Origin of the sequence: Luteimonas salinilitoris (assembly GCF_041300785.1) — a bacterium.
Classification (GTDB): domain Bacteria; phylum Pseudomonadota; class Gammaproteobacteria; order Xanthomonadales; family Xanthomonadaceae; genus Luteimonas; species Luteimonas salinilitoris.
This window is the reverse complement of record NZ_JBFWIB010000017.1, coordinates 1-13,950: the sequence shown is the minus strand read 5'-3', so window position 1 is coordinate 13,950 and position 13,950 is coordinate 1. Positions and strand designations below refer to the sequence as shown.

Here is a 13,950-nt window from a genome sequence, read left to right as displayed (position 1 = left end):
CCGCGAGGGGGCAAGGTCTTGTAGATTCCGGCGGATGTCGCGCGCCGGAGATTTCTACGGCAGCGGCACGTGGTCGGGCCAGCGTCCCTGTCGCCGCGCGTACTCGCCGGGCGTCATGCCGGAGAAGGCGCGGAACTCGTGCGCCAGGTGCGGCTGGTCGTGGAAGCCGCAGTCAACCGCCACCCCGGCCCAGTCGACGGCCTGCTGCCGGTGTACCTGGGCCACCACCCGGCGGAAGCGCCGCAGCCGCGCGTAGCGCTTGGGCGACATGCCCACCTGCTCGCGGAACAGCTCGCCGAAGCGTCGCGGCGACATCCGGCAGTGCGCGGCGATCGCGCCGATGCGCTGTATCTCGGGCGAGGCGTCGAACAGGCGCAGCGCATGCGCGACGGCCGGGTGCGGGCGCGCATTGCCGAGCGCGCGCAGCAGCCAGGCGTGCACGACCTGCAGCCGCTGGCGGCCGTCGGCAGCCTCGAGCAGGCGCAGCCGCAGCGTGCGCGCATCACCGGCGGCCAGTGCGTCGAGGTCGACGTGGCTGTTGACGATCCGGTCCATGCGCTCGCGGAAGAACGGCGCGGCGGCGCCGGCCCGGAACACGATCCCGGTCACCGCGACCTGTTCGGCGGTGTCGATAACGAAGCTGCGGTGCGAGGGAGCGTCCAGCGCGGCGCCGGCGTTGCGCCGCACGCCGAAGGCCTCGTCGTAGACGCGGGTCTCGTCCTCGGCCAGGTTGAAGATCAGTTGCGGACGCGGCGACGGCAGCATGCGCTCGAAGCGATGGGCCCGCGGTGCGTCCTGCCAGTCCCATATCGACTCGACCAGGGCGTCGAGCGGCGGCGGCGGCGCGAGCGAGAGCAGCGGCATCGGCGTGCCTCCCGGGGATTCGCATGCAGCATACCCCCGCCCGCCGTGCCGGATGACGGCGTCCGGGGCACCACGAGCAGGCGCAGCTGAGACTCGACGCCAATCAGGACGCCTTATGCCCAGATGGCAGAAAGTCGCTCGCGGGGCAGGTCCTGCGCGGGGACGACGAGGTTGTCGACTCCAAGTAAGTATTTGATACGAAGACGCCCCAAGAGCACGCAGATCTTTCGGCCCCGGCGGCGCTATCCGGCGACCTGCTCGCCGCCTTGCCCGGCCGGTGCCGGGCCGGCCTGCCGGCCGAGTTCGGCCACCGCCTCGCGCGCAAGCGGATCGAGATCGCCCGCGCCATCCTGCAAATGGCGCACGATCTGCACGCGCATGCGCGGCTCCCAGAAGCGCTGCAGGTGCATCACCATGCCGGCCACGGCCGCGGCGTGGTCCGGCTCGGAACGGAAATAGGCGGCGATGTCGTTGGCCATCTCGGCCAGGCGCTCAGCGTTCACGTGCCGTCTCCGTTGCCCGCGTCGATGCGGCGTGGATGCGTGTAGACGGCGTAGCCGTCGTCGCGCGCGAAACCGATCAGGGTGAGGTTGGCGCGCTCGGCCAGCGAGATCGCCAGCGCCGTCGGTGCCGAGATCGCGGCGAGCAGGGCGATGCCGGCGCCGGCCGCCTTCATCGCCATCTCGTAGCTGGCGCGGCTGGTGACCACGGCGAATCCGGCCTGCGGATCGTGCCCGCCGCGGGCCATGGCGCCGATCAGCTTGTCGAGCGCGTTGTGGCGGCCGACGTCCTCGCGCAGCAGCAGGATCCGGCCGTCGGCATCGGCCCAGCCGGCGGCATGGGTGGCGCCGGTGCGGGCGTTCAACGCCTGGCCCTCGCGCAGCCCGCGCAACGCCGCGTACAGCGCACGCTCGGCGATCGTCACCCCGGGGCCTACGGGCTCGGGGCGGCGCAGCGCGGCCTCCAGCAGTTCGCTGCCGCAGATGCCGCAGCCGCTGCGGCCGCTGAGACTGCGGCGGCGGTGGTCCAGCGCCCGCGCGCGGTGTCCGGGAATGTGCAGCCGGATCTCCACGCCTTCCAGCAGGTGCTCGACGCTTTCGATGCGCGCCTCCCTCGTGTCGGCGACGATGCCCTCGCTCAGCGCGAAGCCGAGCGCGAAATCCTCCAGGTCGGCCGGCGTGGCCATCATCACCGCGAACGGCCGGTCGTTGTAGACGAAGGCGACCGGTACCTCCTCGGCGACGTGGTCGTCGTAGCGACGCTCGCCCTGCCCACGGTGGCGCTCGACCGGGCGCAGCGCGCTGCCCGGCAGCGGTGCCTGCGATGGCGGGGCATCGGCCACGGCGGCGCTCACGGCCGGACCATGGCGGCGGCTTCGGGCAGCAGCGACTCCTGCAGCGTGTCGAACGCCTGGTGCCGCCGCTGCCATTCGGACGGTTGGGTGACGCGGGTCACCTGCACCGCCGTGACCTTGTACTCGGGGCAGTTGGTCGCCCAGTCGGAATTGTCGGTGGTGATGACGTTGGCGCCGGACCCGGGGAAGTGGAAGGTGGTGTAGATCACGCCCGGCTGCACGCGGTCGGTGATGCGCGCGCGCAGCACGGTGTCGCCGGCGCGGCTCTCCACGCCGACCCAGTCGTCGTGCGCGATGCCGCGCTCCTCGGCGTCGTGCGGATGGATCTCCAGCCGGTCCTCGTCGTGCCAGGTGGAGTTGGGCGTGCGCCGGGTCTGCGCGCCGACGTTGTACTGGCTGAGGATGCGCCCGGTGGTCAGCAGCAGCGGGAAGCGCCCGTTGACCTTCTCGCGGGTCGGGACGTAGCCGGTCAGCATGAACTTGCCCTTGCCGCGTACGAACTCGTCGACATGCATGGTCGGCGTGCCGTCCGGATGGGTTTCGTTGCAGGGCCACTGGATGCTGCCCAGTTCGTCGATGCGGTCGAAGCTGACGCCGGTGAAGGTCGGGGTGAGCCGCGCGATCTCGTCCATGATCTGCGACGGGTGCGTGTAGTGCATCGGATAGCCCATCGCGTTCGACAGCAGCTGGGTGATCTCCCAGTCGGCGTAGCCGGCCTTGGGCGCCATGATCCTGCGCACCCGCGAGATGCGGCGCTCGGCATTGGTGAAGGTGCCGTCCTTCTCCATGAACGAGCTGCCGGGCAGGAACACGTGCGCGTACTTGGCGGTCTCGTTGAGGAACAGGTCCTGCACCACCACGCATTCCATCGCCGACAGCGCGGCGGTGACGTGGCGGGTGTTGGGGTCGGACTGGCCGATGTCCTCGCCCTCGATGTACAGGCCCTTGAACTCGCCGTCGAGCGCGGCCTCGAACATGTTGGGGATGCGCAGGCCCGGCTCGTCGTGCAGGCTCACGTTCCACTCGCGCTCGAACAGGCCGCGCACCTCGGCGTCGGAGACGTGCCGGTAGCCGGGCAGCTCGTGCGGGAACGAGCCCATGTCGCAGGAGCCCTGCACGTTGTTCTGCCCGCGCAGCGGGTTGACGCCGACGCCGCGGCGGCCGAGGTTGCCGGTGGCCATGGCCAGGTTGGCGATCGCCATCACCGCGGTCGATCCCTGCGAATGCTCGGTGACGCCGAGGCCGTAGTAGATCGCGCCGTTGCCGCCGGTGGCGTACAGGCGTGCGGCCGCGCGTATCTCGGCCGCCGGGACGCCGAGTTCGGTCTCCATCGCTTCCGGCGACTGCGCCGGGTCGGCGACGAAGGCGCGCCACTTGTCGAATGCCTCCGGCTCGCAGCGCGCCGCGACGAAGGCTTCGTCGACCAGCCCTTCGGTGACGACCACGTGCGCCAGCGCGTTGAGCACGGCAACGTTCGTGCCCGGGCGCAGCTTGAGGTGATGGTCGGCCTGGACGTGCGGGGTCTTGATGATGTCGATGCGGCGCGGATCGATCACGATCAGCCGCGCCGGGTCGCGGCCGTCGTCGCCGCGCAACCGGCGTTTCATCTGCGAGGCGAACACCGGGTGGCCGTCGGTCGGGTTGGCGCCGATCACCATGATCACGTCGGCATGCAGCACCGAATCGAAATCCTGAGTGCCGGCCGACTCGCCCAGCGTCTGCTTCAGCCCGTAGCCGGTCGGCGAATGGCACACGCGCGCGCAGGTGTCGACGTTGTTGTTGCCGAAGCCCGCGCGAACCAGCTTCTGCACCAGATAGGTCTCCTCGTTGGTGCACCGCGAGGAGGTGATGCCGCCGATCGAGAATTTGCCGTGCTCGGCCTGGATGCGCTTGAACTCGCGCGCGGTATGCGCGATCGCCTCCTCCCAGCTCACCACCCGCCAGGGATCGGTGATCTTCTCTCGGATCATCGGCGTGGTGATGCGGTCGGGATGGGTGGCATAGCCGATCGCGAAGCGGCCCTTGACGCAGGAGTGGCCGTGGTTGGCGTGGCCGTCCTGGTTGGGCACCATGCGCACCAGTTCGTCGCCCTGCATCTCGGCGCGGAACGAGCAGCCGACGCCGCAATAGGCGCAGGTGGTGATTACGCTGTGGTCGGCCTGGCCCATCGTGATCAGCGACTTCTCCGACAGCGTCGCCGTCGGGCAGGCCTGCACGCAGGCCCCGCAGCTCACGCATTCGGAATCGAGGAAGGGCTGGTCCTGGCTGGCGGCGACCTTGGACTCGAAACCGCGGCCCTGGATGGTCAGCGCGAACGTGCCCTGCACCTCCTCGCAGGCGCGCACGCAGCGCGAGCAGACGATGCACTTGGACGGATCGAAGGCGAAGTAGGGGTTGGATTCGTCCTTGGGGGAGTACAGCGGATTGGGAGCCTGTCGAGAAGTGCGGCCATGGATGGCGGCTGTTTGGTCTTCGCGAGCGGGGATGCTCGCAAAAACATGATTGGCGCCGTCGTAGCCGTAGCGCACCTCGCGCAGGCCGACCGCGCCGGCCATGTCCTGCAGTTCGCAATGGCCGTTGGCGGGGCAGGTGAGGCAGTCGAGCGGATGGTCGGAGATGTACAGCTCCATCACCCCGCGGCGCAGCTGCGCCAGCTTCGGCGACTGCGTGCGCACCCGCATGCCCTCGGCGACCTCGGTGGTGCAGGAAGCGGGATAGCCCTTGCGGCCCTCGATCTCCACCAGGCACAGCCGGCACGAGCCGAACGCCTCCAGCGAGTCGGTCGCGCACAGCTTCGGGATCTTGGTGCCGGCGATGACGGCCGCGCGCATGACCGAGGTGCCTTCGGGCACCGCGACAGGCATGCCGTCGATCTCCACGCGAACCTTCTGCAGCGGTTCGAGTTGGAAGAGCTGCGGATCGGGCGTGCCCAGGTCGTTTTCGGCAATGGAGCGCATGGCGGTCTCCTAGGAACCAGTACGCCGCCATTCCCGCGCAGGCGGGAATCCAAGGACTTCATCTTCGTTTACGACGTGCTGTGGGGCAAAGTCCATGGATTCCCGCCTGCGCGGGAATGACGATGGGTGAGTGGGGAAAAGAAAATCGGACATGTCCGTCTGCAGCTACGCTGCAGCCTCGCGCGTCTTGCGAGGCTCGAAGTCCTCGGGAAAATGATCCAGCGCGCTGAGCACGGGATAGGGCGTCAACCCGCCGAGTGCGCACAGCGAGCCGTGCAGCAGGGTGTCGCACAGGTCGCGCAGCAGCACCTGCTGCGCGGCGGGGTCGGGCGCGGCGGCGATGCGGTCGATCACCTCGACCCCGCGGGTCGAGCCGATCCGGCACGGCGTGCACTTGCCGCAGGACTCGATCGCGCAGAACTCCATCGCGAAGCGCGCCTGTTCGCGCATGTCGACGCTGTCGTCGAACACGACGATGCCGCCGTGGCCGAGCATCGCGCCGATCGCGGTGAACGCCTCGTAGTCGATCGGCGTGTCGAACCGCGACTCGGGCAGGTAGGCGCCGAGCGGCCCGCCGACCTGCACCGCACGGATCGGCCGGCCGGAGGCCGAACCGCCGCCGTAGTCGTAGAGCAGCTCGCGCAGGGTCAGGCCGAAGGCCTTTTCCACCAGCCCGCCGTGCCGGATGTTGCCGGCCAGCTGCAGCGGCAGGGTCCCGCGCGAGCGGCCGACGCCGTAGTCGCGATAGGCGGCCCCGCCCTCGGCCAGGATGAACGGCACCGAGGCCAGGCTGATCACGTTGTTGATCACCGTGGGCCGGCCGAACAGGCCGGCGATCGCCGGCAGCGGCGGCTTGAAGCGGATCATGCCGCGCTTGCCTTCCAGGCTTTCCAGCAGCGACGTCTCCTCGCCGCAGATGTAGGCGCCGGCGCCGAGCCGCACCTCCAGGTCGAAGCGCCGGCCGGAGCCGCCGATGTCCGCGCCCAGCCAGCCGGCGGCGTAGGCGCGCGCGATCGCCTCGTTGAGCACGCGCCAGGCGTGCGGGTATTCGCTGCGCAGGTAGATGTAGCCCTGGGTGGCGCCGACCGCGACGCCGGCGATCGCCATGCCCTCGATCAGGCAGAACGGATCGCCTTCCATCAGCATGCGGTCGGAGAACGTGCCCGAGTCGCCCTCGTCGGCGTTGCAGACGATGTATTTGGAGGGCCGGGAATCGGGAGTCGGGAATCGGGAATCGGAAGTGCCCTGTGCCGCAGCATCCGGGGTTGTCGATCGGCTGACCGGCGCTTCGAGCACCGTTTTCCACTTGATGCCGGCCGGGAAGGCAGCGCCGCCGCGGCCGCGCAGTCCGGAGTCGGTGACGGCCTGGACGATCTCGGCCGGCGACATGTCCAGGGCGCGCTGCAGGCCTTTCCAGCCGCCGTGGGCGGCGTAGTCGTCGGGATCGACCGGGTCGATGACGCCGACGCGGGCGAAGGTCAACCGCTCCTGCCCGGCGAAGTAGGGGTGCCGGGTGATGTCGCCCAGCCGCAACGCATGCGCGTCGCCGTGCAGCCAGCCGGCGTCGAACAGCGCGGCCACGTCGGCCGGCGTCACCGGTGCATAGGCGATGCGGCCCTGCGCCGTGACCACCTCGACCAGCGGCTCCAGCCACAGCAGCCCGCGCGAGCCATTGCGGACGATGCGGACTTCGGCACCGCGCGCCGCGGCCTCGCGCCGGATCGCCTCGGCGACGCGATCGGCGCCGACCGAGACGGCGGCGGCGTCGCGTGGCACGTAGAGCGTGGTCGCGCTCATGCTGTACTTCCTTCGAGGGTTCCGACATCGCAGCCATCGACCAGTTCGTCGAAGCGTTGCGGCGTGACCCGGCCGTATAGTTCGCCGTCCAGCAGCAGTGCCGGCGACAGCGCGCAGTTGCCGAGGCAGTACACCGGTTCCAGGGTGAACCGGCGGTCGCGGCTGTCGCGTTGTCCGGGCGCCAGCCCCAAACGCTGGCGCGCATGTCGTTCGAGCGCGCGTGCGCCCATCGACTGGCAGGCTTCGGCGCCGCACAACCGCAGCACGTGCCGGCCCGGGGGCGAGGTGCGGAACTCGTGGTAGAAACTGATCGTGCCGTGCACGTCGGCGCGGCTGATGTTCAACGCAGCGGCGATCGGCGCCACCGCGCCTTCGGGCACGTAGCCGAGCGCGTCCTGCACCTCGTGCAGGATCGGCAGCAGCGCCCCGGGCCGCGTGCGATGCCGCTCCAGCGCGGTGGCGACCGCCTGCTGCTGCGATGCCGCCAATTGCGGCACCACCTCGGTCACCGAATCGATCTTTCTCGTGCGCTTGCCCATCGGTCGCCTCAGCGGAACAGGACCAGTGCCTTGTCCAGGGTGATCCACACCCCCCAGAGCAGCGGCAGGCCCACGGCCGCCCAGGCAGCGGCGACCAGCAGCGGATTGCCGCCGCGGCCGATCCGCAACATTTCGTCCTGCGGAATCGTGGACGCGCCGCCGGCATCGATCTTCTCGTGCGCCAGCCGCTTCTCGTGCGCCAGCTCCTCCGGGGTCATGAAGTGCTTCGGATTCACCGGACGCACCAGAAGATTGCAGACCAGGCCCAGCACCAGCATCCCCACGAGGATATACATGGTGGTGTTGTAGACCTGCGAAGGCGGCATGCCAAGGCCCAGCTGGTACTCGCGCATGTAGCCCACCACCACCGGGCCGAGGATGCCGGCGGTGGCCCAGGCGGTCAGCAGGCGGCCGTGGATGGCGCCGACCATCTGCGTGCCGAACAGGTCGGCCAGGTACGCCGGCACCGTGGCGAAGCCGCCGCCGTACATCGACAGGATCACCCCGAATGCGAACACGAACAACGCGATGCTGCCGGCCGTGCCCAGGCTCGGCGCGCTGGCGTACAGCACGATGCCGAGCAGGAAGAAGACCGTGTACGTGTTCTTGCGGCCCAGCTTGTCCGACATCGACGCCCAGAAGAACCGCCCGCCGATGTTGAACAGGCTGAGCAGGCCGGTGAAGCCGGCCGCGATCGCCGCGATCGCGCCGAGCTGCGTGGCGTCCAGCTCGCCGAAGCCGGCGTCGATGCCAAGCAGGCGGCCGCCGAACATCTCCTGCAGCATCGGCGAGGCCATGCCGATCACGCCGATGCCGGCCGACACGTTGAGGCACAGCACCGCCCACACCAGCCAGAACTGCGGAATGCCCCAGACCTTTTTCACGTGCACGTGGCCCTGGGTGATCATGGCGTTGCCGTTCTGCGCGGGCGGCGTCCAGCCGGCGGGTTTCCAGCCGGTGGGCGGCACGCGATAGCCGAACGCGCCGGCCATCATGAAGGCGAAATACAGCGCCGCCATCACCAGGAAGGTCTGCATCACCCCGACCGACGTGGGCGTGGAAAAGTAGCGCATCAGGCTGTCGGCCAGCGGGCTGCCGATCATCGCGCCGCCGCCGAAGCCCATGATCGCCATGCCGGTGGCCATGCCGCGGCGGTCCGGGAACCATTTGATCAACGTCGACACCGGCGAGATGTAGCCCAGCCCCAGGCCGATGCCGCCGATCACGCCCGAGCCCAGCCACAGCATCCAGATCTGGTGCCAGTGCACGCCCAGCGCCGAAATCACCAGTCCGCCGCACCAGCACAGCGCCGCCACCACGCCGGCCTTGCGCGGGCCGGCATGTTCCAGCCAGCCGCCCCACAGTGCCGCCGAGCAGCCCAGCAGCACGAAGAACAGCGTGTACATCCATTGCAGTTCGCTGATCTTCCAGTCGCAAGTGGCGGAGAAAATCCGGGCGAAGAAGCCCATGTCGGCCGGGCAGGCGAGCGCCTGGTCGACGCCGACCGCCATCGACAACGGCAGCCAGAACACGCTGAAGCCGTAGGCCATGCCGATGCACAGGTGGATCGCCAGCGCCGCCGGCGGCACCAGCCAGCGATTGAAGCCGGGCCTGGCAATGATGCGCTCCCTGGAGAGCAGCCCGGGAACGGTGATGGACGACGGTGGATCGAGAACGGCACTCGAAGGCTGACTGGACACGCATCCCCTCCCGGTACTGGTGTCTGGTTGGCGGTTGCCGGTCGTCAAATATGTTATTGATTACATAAACAAGGCGCCGGCCCGGACCCGAGGCTAGTACAGATCGGCGCCGTGCTGCATGTTTCGATGGTCGAATAACATGCTGTCTGCAGCCGGTTGAATCGGTCCCCCGGCCGGGCTGCACCGCAACATCGGAGGCGGGATGTTCAAGGTCAGGATCCAACCGGGTTGGGAACTGGAAACCGAAGGCGGCGCGCGCCTGCCGCCGCGGCTGATCGCCCTGCTGCTGGCGGTGCAGGACGCCGGCTCGCTGGCCGCCGCCTGCCGCCGCGTCGACCTGTCCTACCGCTACGCCTGGGGCCTGTTGAAACAGGCCGAGACCGTGCTCGGCCGCCCGCTGCTGCGCATGACCCGCGGCCGCGGTGCCCTGCTCACGCCCATCGGTGAACGCCTGGCCTGGGCCGACAAGCGCATCGCCGCGCGGCTCTCGCCCACGCTCGACAGCCTGGCCACCGAGCTGGAGACCGAACTGGAGCGCTACGTCAGCGCCCAGGCCATGCCGCTGCGCATCCACGCCTCGCACGGCTTCGGCGTGGAGACCCTGCGCCGGGTGATGTCCGACGACGGCATGCCGCTCGACCTCAAGTACCGCAGCCCCGACGACGCCCTGGCAGCGCTGCGCGCCTGCAGTTGCGACCTGGCCGGCCTGCACCTGCCGATCGGCGAACTGGAAGGCGAACTGGCCGCGCATTATCTCGACCGCCTGGACCTGGCCGACGACCGCGTGCTGCACCTGGCCATGCGCCGCCAGGGCCTGGTGCTGGCGGCGGGCAACCCCAAGCAAGTGCACACGCTCGACGACCTGTCGCGCGACGACCTGCGCTTCATCCACCGCCAGCCCGGCTCCGGCACGCGACTGCTGCTCGAATGCATGCTGGCGCGACAGGGCCTCGACTTCACATCCATCCACGCCTGCGACGTCGAGGAACTCACCCACGCCGCCGTCGCCGCCTACGTCGCCAGCGGCCTGGCCGACGTCGGCCTCGCCCTGGAGCCGCCCGCACGCCGCTACGGCCTCGACTTCGTGCCGCTGGCCACCGAGCATTATTTCTTTCTCTGCCGCGCCGAAACCCTCGACAGCGGCCGCCTCGGCGAACTGCTCGACCTGCTGCGCGGCGACGCCTTCCGCCATGCTCTCGGCCAGTTGCCCGGCTACGACCCGAGCTACTGCGGCACAGTGCAGACGCTGCCGGAGGCGTTTCCGTCGATCCGCGCGCTGGCCGTGGGCCGAGCGCCGCCGTCGGAGCGTCCATCTGTGCCACGCGCCGCCGGATAACACCTGCCACCGCCCCGGATAGACCGGCAAATCCTTGCGTGCACAGCCATTCCGGTACGCAAGCCGCAGCGCCAGGGCCGCCTGCGGGCGCGGACTTCGCCCAAACAGGCGAGGGCATCCACTCTTGGACAGCGCGGGATAGTCCGGTCTGCTCGCCGTGATATCGGATAGCTCGGGCCTCTCGCCGGATATCGCTGCTGCCGGCGCGGCAGATGCGTCGGACGTTCGCGGCAAGTCGCTGTTCCAACGGGGGAAAACGCGATTGACGCTTCTTGCTTATCGGAGCAAAGTCGGGGCTATGCCCCAGCAAGGGGTCTAAGTAGTTAGGCCGCACAAATGACAACCCGGTCAATGGACGAAGTGCTAGCTGACTACATTTCGGCCATGGGGCCGGAGCTAGGCGCAAGCTTCTTCGCGCTTCATAGGAAGCTCATTGAGCTTCATATCCTGTGGCAGCAATACCGGCAATTGTTTGGTTCTGAGCCTGAGACAGTGCATTTGCTCAACAGGACATCTGGCCTATTCTTCAAGATCGTGCAAGACGAGCTTTGGGACAGCGTTCTCCTCGGCATCTCGAGAATGACCGACCCTCCGAAGACTGGAGGGAAGAAGAACTTGACGCTTCAATCTCTTCCGGAACTGACTGTTGATTCCAGCCTTAGACTTGAGATAGAAGCGCTGTGCGATAAAGCAAGGACAGAAGCTTCATTCGCCCGCGAGCACCGGAACAAGCGCATTGCCCATCAGGATCATGATTATTTGTCGGACAGAGCTGCCAACTCGCTGAGCGGCATAAGTCGTGAGCGGGTGGAAGCTATGCTCGCCGCGCTTCGGGCTGTTCTCAATCGTCTCAACTTGCACTTCTGCGACAGCACTACGATGTACGAGATGTTCGTAGATGATAGTGGCGCCAGGCTTCTCGTCCACAAACTAAAAAAGCTAGAGCGTCTTGGAGCAGCGGCAAGTGCGCCCTAACAATTCATTCAAGCCGAACCCGCTTCGCGGGTCGGCTTAATTCAGGCGTTAGGCCGCAGGAACAGCGATGACGCACTTGTGGACAATCATCGGCGTCACGGACGTGATCCGTAGCTTCGCGTGGTATCAGTCGCTCTTGGGGTTGCCCGCCACCCAGCCTGCCCATGATTATTTCGGCACCATTGAAACAGACGGAAGCGTTCTGCTTTGCCTTCATCGGTGGGGAGACCATGAGCACCCGCCCCTCGTCAGCCCTGACCGCGCAGAGCTTGGCAACGGGCTGCTCCTGTTCTTTCGCGTGAATGACTTTGACAAAGCACTGTCTCGGGCACGTGCTCTCGTTCCTGCGCTTGAGGAAGAACCGCATGTCAATCCCAACACGGGCACTAGAGAGTTTGCGTTACGCGACCCTGAGGGCTACTACGTCATGGTCAGTGCGCTCTCTGCGGCCTAACAATTCATTCAAGCCGAACCTGCTTCGCGGGTCGGCTTAATTCAGGCGTTAGGCCGCGCAGGCCACGGCCTCGTCGGTAGCCAGCATCGGCTGATCTTGCAGTTCTTGGGGTGGTGCGGCTGGGAACGATCACGCGGGACTCGGCACAATCCCCCCGCGGGAATCTATTTATCGGAGACTCTGATGTCCGAAGCAAGAGTTGCGTTGATCACCGCAGGCGGATCCGGCATGGGCGCAGCCGCCACACGGAAATTGGCTCAGGACGGCTATCGCGTTGCTGTGCTGTCCTCTTCCGGCAAGGGTGAGGCGCTTGCCAAGGAGCTGGGTGGTGTAGGTGTCACTGGATCGAACCAATTGCAGGACGATCTGATGCAACTGGTCGATCTGGCGATGGAGAAATGGGGGCGGGTTGATGCTCTGGTCAATTCCGCCGGTCATGGCCCGCGTGCACCGATCCTCGAAATCTCGGATGAGGACTGGCACAGAGGAATGGAGGTCTATTTCCTGAGTGCGGTGCGCCCGATCCGATTGGTTACTCCGATCATGGAAGCGCAGGGTGGCGGTTCCATCGTCAACATTTCGACTGCTTGGGCCTTCCAACCTGCGCCACTCTTTCCGACCTCAGTGGTTTTCCGGGCTGGGCTGGCGAGCTTCACGAAGATTTTTGCCGACACTTACGCGCCGAAGAATGTCCGCATAAACAATGTCCTGCCCGGCTGGATCGACAGTCTTCCCGCAACAGACGATCGGCGCGACAGCGTGCCGATGGGGCGCTACGGCACGGCTGAGGAAATTGCGGCCACTATCGCCTTCCTGTTGTCGGATGATGCTGGCTACATCACCGGCCAGAATATCCGGGTCGACGGTGGGTTGATACGCTCGGTCTGAACCGCACCCCATCATGTCGCATGAGGGATGGATTGATCAGCGATTCGCTATGGAGCTGTTGTCATCAACGCAGTCAACGGAACGCCCATAGCAAAAGCTCGGTTATCACACCTCAGGCGCAATGGCGCGGCCTAACAGTTCGTTCAAGCCGAACCCGCTTCGCGGGTCGGCTTAATTCAGGCGTTAGCTGCTGATGAGACCCTTTATGCGCCCCAAAACGGCTGTCATTGATGCGCCTTCCAACCTCGGCTTGCGTCCACCGAAGGAAGGTTGTGTTCCTGGGTGTTACAAGATGCCCTGGGCACTTCGCAATGCGGGGTTGATTAGCGCTTTAGACGCGGTCGATCTCGGCTGTGTAGTGCCTCCCCGCTACGACCCTAGTTGGCAACCTGGGAATACCACTCGGAACAGTCGGGAAATTGCGGCCTATTCAGCAAAGCTGGCTGCAATAGTAGAAGAGACGTTGGAGCGCGGCCTGTTTCCGCTCGTAGTGGGCGGCGACTGTTCGATCCTGATCGGGACAGGCCTGGCACTAAAGCGACGCGGTACTCATGGGCTACTTTTTTTGGACGGGCATACCGACTTCAGACATCTCGGAAATACTGGAAAGATTGACGCCGCTGCCGGCGAAGATCTCGCCATCTCCGTTGGCCTCGGCGATGCGGGGCTAACTAATCTTTCTGCAGCAGGGGCTAACTTCCAGCCGAAGCATGTAGCGGTACTCGGGCCCCGTCAGCATGACGAGCACTTGGATGAGCTAAAGCAGATGTCTATCTATTTTGCGACAAGTACAGCGCTTCAAGAATCCGGGCAGGACATCATTGAGCAGGCGCTTCGGGTGGTCACGGACAAAACGTTGGGATTTTGGGTGCACATCGACTTTGATGTTGTTGATGCATCCGAGATGTTTGCAGCTGATTGCCCAGAGCCGGGAGGCATTTCGTTCTCTGAGCTCTCGCATATTATCGCGGCCGCTCGCTCGACTACGGGCTGCCTCGGAATGGATATCACCATCTATGATCCGGACTTGGATGCGGAGGCGCTGTGTGCACCAAGAATTGTGTCGTGCCTAAGTAAGGCGCTCAG

Annotated in this window: 12 protein-coding genes; 5 read left to right on the top strand and 7 right to left on the bottom strand. The window is 66.6% G+C overall.

Annotation, left to right across the window (positions count from 1 at the left end; translation table 11 throughout):
• Window positions 1-54: 54 nt before the first annotated feature.
• The 7 genes from AB5T46_RS17870 to AB5T46_RS17840 form a co-directional block, all read right to left on the bottom strand.
• The gene (locus AB5T46_RS17870; protein ID WP_370565430.1) at window positions 55-864 is read right to left on the bottom strand and encodes a helix-turn-helix domain-containing protein; all 810 of its coding nucleotides are present in this window, start codon (window positions 862-864) and stop codon (window positions 55-57) included.
• 242 nt (window positions 865-1,106) lie between these two features.
• The gene (locus AB5T46_RS17865; RefSeq protein WP_370565429.1) at window positions 1,107-1,367 is read right to left on the bottom strand and encodes a formate dehydrogenase subunit delta; all 261 of its coding nucleotides are present in this window, start codon (window positions 1,365-1,367) and stop codon (window positions 1,107-1,109) included.
• Window positions 1,364-2,218, bottom strand: a complete 855-nt coding sequence (gene fdhD, locus AB5T46_RS17860; protein ID WP_370565428.1) for a formate dehydrogenase accessory sulfurtransferase FdhD — start codon at window positions 2,216-2,218, stop codon at window positions 1,364-1,366. Before fdhD ends, AB5T46_RS17865 begins: the two co-directional genes overlap by 4 nt.
• Window positions 2,215-5,175: a formate dehydrogenase subunit alpha gene (gene fdhF / locus AB5T46_RS17855; protein WP_370565427.1), complete on the bottom strand. Its 2,961-nt coding sequence runs from the start codon at window positions 5,173-5,175 to the stop codon at window positions 2,215-2,217. Before fdhF ends, fdhD begins: the two co-directional genes overlap by 4 nt.
• Window positions 5,176-5,340: 165 nt before the next feature.
• The gene (locus AB5T46_RS17850) at window positions 5,341-6,972 is read right to left on the bottom strand and encodes a formate dehydrogenase beta subunit (protein ID WP_370565426.1); all 1,632 of its coding nucleotides are present in this window, start codon (window positions 6,970-6,972) and stop codon (window positions 5,341-5,343) included.
• Window positions 6,969-7,511 carry a formate dehydrogenase subunit gamma gene (locus AB5T46_RS17845; RefSeq protein ID WP_370565425.1) on the bottom strand — a complete coding sequence of 181 codons (543 nt, stop codon included), beginning with the start codon at window positions 7,509-7,511 and terminating at the stop codon, window positions 6,969-6,971. Before AB5T46_RS17845 ends, AB5T46_RS17850 begins: the two co-directional genes overlap by 4 nt.
• A gap of 8 nt (window positions 7,512-7,519) precedes the next feature.
• Entirely contained in the window at window positions 7,520-9,166 is a 1,647-nt protein-coding gene (locus AB5T46_RS17840) for an OFA family MFS transporter (protein WP_370565494.1), read from the bottom strand.
• 247 nt (window positions 9,167-9,413) lie between these two features.
• Between AB5T46_RS17840 and AB5T46_RS17835 the strand changes: the two genes are divergently transcribed.
• From AB5T46_RS17835 to AB5T46_RS17815, 5 genes are all read left to right on the top strand, one after another.
• Window positions 9,414-10,547, top strand: a complete 1,134-nt coding sequence (locus AB5T46_RS17835) for a substrate-binding domain-containing protein (RefSeq protein ID WP_370565424.1) — start codon at window positions 9,414-9,416, stop codon at window positions 10,545-10,547.
• 336 nt (window positions 10,548-10,883) lie between these two features.
• Window positions 10,884-11,522 carry an AbiU2 domain-containing protein gene (locus AB5T46_RS17830; protein ID WP_370565423.1) on the top strand — a complete coding sequence of 213 codons (639 nt, stop codon included), beginning with the start codon at window positions 10,884-10,886 and terminating at the stop codon, window positions 11,520-11,522.
• Window positions 11,523-11,589: 67 nt separating this feature from the next.
• On the top strand, window positions 11,590-11,976 hold the full coding sequence (locus AB5T46_RS17825; protein WP_370565422.1) for a VOC family protein: 387 nt from the start codon (window positions 11,590-11,592) through the stop codon (window positions 11,974-11,976).
• Window positions 11,977-12,159: 183 nt separating this feature from the next.
• On the top strand, window positions 12,160-12,864 hold the full coding sequence (locus tag AB5T46_RS17820; protein ID WP_370565421.1) for an SDR family oxidoreductase: 705 nt from the start codon (window positions 12,160-12,162) through the stop codon (window positions 12,862-12,864).
• 205 nt (window positions 12,865-13,069) lie between these two features.
• On the top strand, window positions 13,070-13,950 hold an 881-nt coding region (locus AB5T46_RS17815; RefSeq protein WP_370565420.1), incomplete at its 3' end, for an arginase family protein.

Bases quoted from the DNA above. Each gene is read 5' to 3' on its own strand.
- AB5T46_RS17870 (WP_370565430.1), bottom strand. From the start codon at position 864: ATGCCGCTGCTCTCGCTCGCGCCGCCGCCGCCGCTCGACGCCCTGGTC.
- fdhF (WP_370565427.1), bottom strand. From the start codon at position 5,175: ATGCGCTCCATTGCCGAAAACGACCTGGGCACGCCCGATCCGCAGCTC.
- AB5T46_RS17850 (WP_370565426.1), bottom strand. From the start codon at position 6,972: ATGAGCGCGACCACGCTCTACGTGCCACGCGACGCCGCCGCCGTCTCG.
- AB5T46_RS17845 (WP_370565425.1), bottom strand. From the start codon at position 7,511: ATGGGCAAGCGCACGAGAAAGATCGATTCGGTGACCGAGGTGGTGCCG.
- AB5T46_RS17835 (WP_370565424.1), top strand. From the start codon at position 9,414: ATGTTCAAGGTCAGGATCCAACCGGGTTGGGAACTGGAAACCGAAGGC.
- AB5T46_RS17830 (WP_370565423.1), top strand. From the start codon at position 10,884: ATGACAACCCGGTCAATGGACGAAGTGCTAGCTGACTACATTTCGGCC.
- AB5T46_RS17825 (WP_370565422.1), top strand. From the start codon at position 11,590: ATGACGCACTTGTGGACAATCATCGGCGTCACGGACGTGATCCGTAGC.
- AB5T46_RS17820 (WP_370565421.1), top strand. From the start codon at position 12,160: ATGTCCGAAGCAAGAGTTGCGTTGATCACCGCAGGCGGATCCGGCATG.